The organism is Enterococcus sp. RTP21361st1_A6_RTP21361_211029 (assembly GCF_040910045.1).
GTDB lineage: Bacteria > Bacillota > Bacilli > Lactobacillales > Enterococcaceae > Enterococcus_D > Enterococcus_D gallinarum.
The window spans coordinates 1-3,826 of sequence record NZ_JBDGBK010000150.1; the positions used below are offsets into that span (position 1 = coordinate 1).

Consider the following 3,826-nt stretch of genomic DNA (forward strand, 5'->3'; position numbering starts at 1 on the left):
ATTCGAAACGAAGTAGATAAAAAGCTGTTCCAAGCTCGAGTTACGAGTTTGGAACAGCTTTTGTCTACAGTCTGAGCTGTGACAAATGATTTGTCACAGCTTCTCTAATCTTAATGTACTTAGTTTAAAGAATAAGCGGCAATTCCTCATAGGACAAGCGACGTTCATCAATCAATTCTCGATACCAATAGGCTGATTTTTTCAAAGAACGGGTACGGGCAGCATTTCTTTCGATCCGCACCAGCCCATAACGGTTTTTAAAGGCATTCATCGGTGAGATACAGTCGGTAAAAGCCCAGAGCATATACCCCTCGCAATTCGCCCCTTCTTCCACTGCTTTTAAAAGCCAATAAAGATGTTGGGAAATGAATTGGATCCGATAGTCATCTACTACCTGACCATTCTCATCCATGAACGCCTCTTCATTCTCCCGACCCATGCCATTTTCTGTGATCAGCCAAGGAATGTTGCCGTAATTTTCTTTGAGGTAGTTTGCCATGTCATACATGACTTTCGGATAGATTTCCCACCCTCTAGAACGATTCATTTGTTTGCCGGGAAGATCAAAGTTCTCATAGAATCGCTCCGGATGAAACGGTGTTTCAGCATTCCACTGATAATAAGGTGCCCGCACACGCTTTGGATAGTATTGATTGATTCCTAAAAAATCAACCGTATGTTGTTGGATCACTTCTAAGTCTTCTTTTGCAGGATCAAAATAAATATCATGCTCTTTACATAATGCAATCAGTTCTTCGGGATAAATGCCTTTAATCATCGGATCAAAAAAGACTCGGTTGAAGAAAAGATCGTACATTTTTTTCGCTTGCTGATCTTCTTTCGAAGAAGAACGAGCATACACCATTTCAGGATTCAATACGCAGCCGATTCTGCCTTGATAGCCTTTTTCATGATATGTTTTTATCGCTAATGCAGAAGCTAATGTTTTATGATAATTCCATTGCATCCATTTCTTCGTATTTTGTTCATGGGGCCAGCGAATCGCATCAAGATAGCAACGGGTCTGGATCACGATAGGTTCATTGAAAGTGAACCAGTGCTTGACCCGATCACCATAACGTTCAAAGGCGATTGCTGCATACTTGCTATACAATTCGACAACATACCGAGAACTCCAGCCATCATACGTGTCTAATAAGTAAGCAGGCAATTCATAGTGTTCCAGACACAACATGGGTTCTACTCCTGCAGCAAGCAATGCATTGATCACCGCATCGATATGGGCTGCATATTCTTCATCGACGATCAACTTCTCATAGTCGGTAAAAAAGCGTGCCCAATTGATGGATGTGCGATAATGTGTCAGATGTATCTCTTTCATCAGCTCAATGTCTTCACCATACTGTTCCATGAAGTTCGTTGCAACGGCCGGTCCATAGCCTTCATGCCAGACAAAACGCTCTTGTTGATACCATTGATCCAAGAAAGAATCCTGACCCGCTTTTTTTCCTTGCCAGCCTTCTGTCTGCCAAGCAGAAGAAGCGGCCCCTAAGATAAATGTTTCTGGTATTTCAATTAACATAAGCCTCTCCTTTTTATGCCACTTCGTTCGTTGAACGATTCATTACGATAACGAATGGCAAATAAATAATGATCGATAATAAAATACAGATGATTTGTGTGACCACTGCACCGATGTCTCCTGCTGTAGCTAAGTAGGCATTGACGATTGGCGGCATTGGCCACGGTACCATCACAACCGCTTTTGCTGCAAAACCGATGGATGTAGCAATATAACCCACCGTGCCGGTAATAATCGGGGTCAGAATAAATGGAATCGCCAAGATCGGGTTCAGCATGATCGGCATACCGAAAATAACAGGTTCATTGATATTGAAAATGCCTGGTGCTAAGGACAGCTTCGTGATTTGACGCATATCTTCACGCTTGCCTGCAATCAAGATAGCAATCAGCAAGCCAATGGTGACACCTGATCCTCCCATACTCATATACATATCCCAGAATGGCATCGTAATGATGTTAGGCACTTCTTTTCCTGCCTCAAAGGCTTCTGTATTCACGGCGATAGCCGCTAGCAGTAATGGTTCACGAATTGGTTTGACCATCTGATTGCCGTGGATACCAATGACCCAGAAAACTTGTGCAATAAACATCAACAACAAGATACCAGGCAGACCTTGTACTATCCCTTCTAATGGTTTTTGCACAATATTATAAATGATATCGTAAGCATACATTCCTGTGATGGCTTTGATAGCAAAGCCAACTGTCGCAATGATCGTTACGGTTAATATTGTAGGGAAAAGCGCCGAGAAACTTGCTGAGACATTGGCAGGAACACTTTCCGGCATCTTGATTTGCAATCTTTTTTGGCGGCAAAGCCAGGCATAAAGTTCAATTGATAGGATTGCCACGAACATGCCCAAGAATAAACCTTTCGTATCTGTATATTGTTTCGCTAAAACATTCTCGGCAATAACAGTAGCATCTTCATGTAAGAATTCAAAAACCATCGGATTGACCGATAAGTAAGACATCACTGCAATGATCCCAGGGAAAACACCATCGATTTTGTTCAGTTTTGCCAGTTCGATCCCAATTAAAAAAACAGCATAAATCGTTAGAAAACTAAGTGTTACATAACTGACTGCCGAAGAGATCGGCTTTAGATTTTCTAAAAAGCTGAGCGCATCAATTTTTGCTAAGCCGTTCTCCGAATCAAAAACCATTGCTGAAAATAAGGTCCCAAAGGCACCTGTGATAATGACTGGTATCAAAGCGGCAAAAGCGTTCTTAATTACCATGATGTACCGCCAACTATTGATTCTCGTAGCAACTTTACCTAAGCCATTTGCCAATCGATCCATAAACCCTTCCATTTTTACTCCTCCTAGCTCCTCTATGATTAACCAAAATAAACAAACCAAATGCAACCGATTACAATCTCAATTTACTGGATTTTTTTCATTCTGTAAATCGTCGAAAGAAGCAAAAAGCTGAGTATGTAAACGTCGAGGTTTACATACTCAGCAAAATCGATTATGCTTCAAAAAAGGAGGAAATGATTTGGCTTACTATCATGATATTGCAGCAGATATTCGTACACAAATCAGTCATGGAAAGTATGAGAAGAATCAGAAGCTGCCTAAACAAACTGAATTAGCCATTACGTATAAAACTAGCCGAGTAACCATTCAAAAGGCGTTGAATTTGTTGCAAGTAGAGGGAATCATCTATGCCAAAAAAGGCACTGGCACTTTTGTCAGTGAAGCCTATTCTACCTTCGATTATAACGCCCGAGTGAACCGCGGATTAACCAAGCGCTTAGGAAAGACTGGCAAACTCACAAGCAGAATCATTTCCTTTGATACGCTTTTGGCTGATGAGCAAGAACAAACAAAATTGAGACTTGGTAAAGAAGATCGAATCTATGATATTGTTCGTTTGCGATTATTGGATGACGTCCCGGTCGCGCTGGAATATACCATTATGCCAGTCGCAGTGATTCCCGGCATCACCGAAGAGGTTCTCAAAGCTTCCGTTTATGAATATATTTCCAATACATTGCACTTACCGATTGGCACATCGATTCGAAGGATCAAAGCCGACCGTCCAGATATCTATGACCAGCAGCATTTGATTTGTTCCCCCAATGACCCCATTTTAGAAGTCGAGCAAACGGTTTACTTAGAAAATGGGATACCTTTTGAATTTTCACAATCCCGGCATCGATACGATATGGGTGACTTTATTGTCGCTAATAACTGATCTCTCTTTTGATCGGTCAAAAAGCCCGACATTTCTTGCTGCATTCTGCAAAAATGGTGGGCTTTCCTCGGTTACT

At 41.5% G+C, this 3,826-nt stretch carries 3 protein-coding genes; 1 reads left to right on the top strand and 2 read right to left on the bottom strand.

Features of this window, described 5'->3' with window-relative positions:
* Positions 1-124: 124 nt before the first annotated feature.
* Positions 125-1,543: a glycoside hydrolase family 1 protein gene (locus AB5Z52_RS16170; RefSeq protein ID WP_003127740.1), complete on the bottom strand. Its 1,419-nt coding sequence runs from the start codon at positions 1,541-1,543 to the stop codon at positions 125-127.
* 13 nt (positions 1,544-1,556) lie between these two features.
* The gene (locus AB5Z52_RS16175) at positions 1,557-2,861 is read right to left on the bottom strand and encodes a PTS sugar transporter subunit IIC (protein WP_003127739.1); all 1,305 of its coding nucleotides are present in this window, start codon (positions 2,859-2,861) and stop codon (positions 1,557-1,559) included.
* Between the two features lie 187 nt (positions 2,862-3,048).
* On the opposite strand from AB5Z52_RS16175, the gene AB5Z52_RS16180 reads away from it, so the two are divergent.
* Positions 3,049-3,750 (top strand): GntR family transcriptional regulator, encoded by a 702-nt coding sequence (locus AB5Z52_RS16180; protein ID WP_003127738.1) that lies wholly within the window; start codon positions 3,049-3,051, stop codon positions 3,748-3,750.
* Positions 3,751-3,826 lie beyond the last annotated feature (76 nt).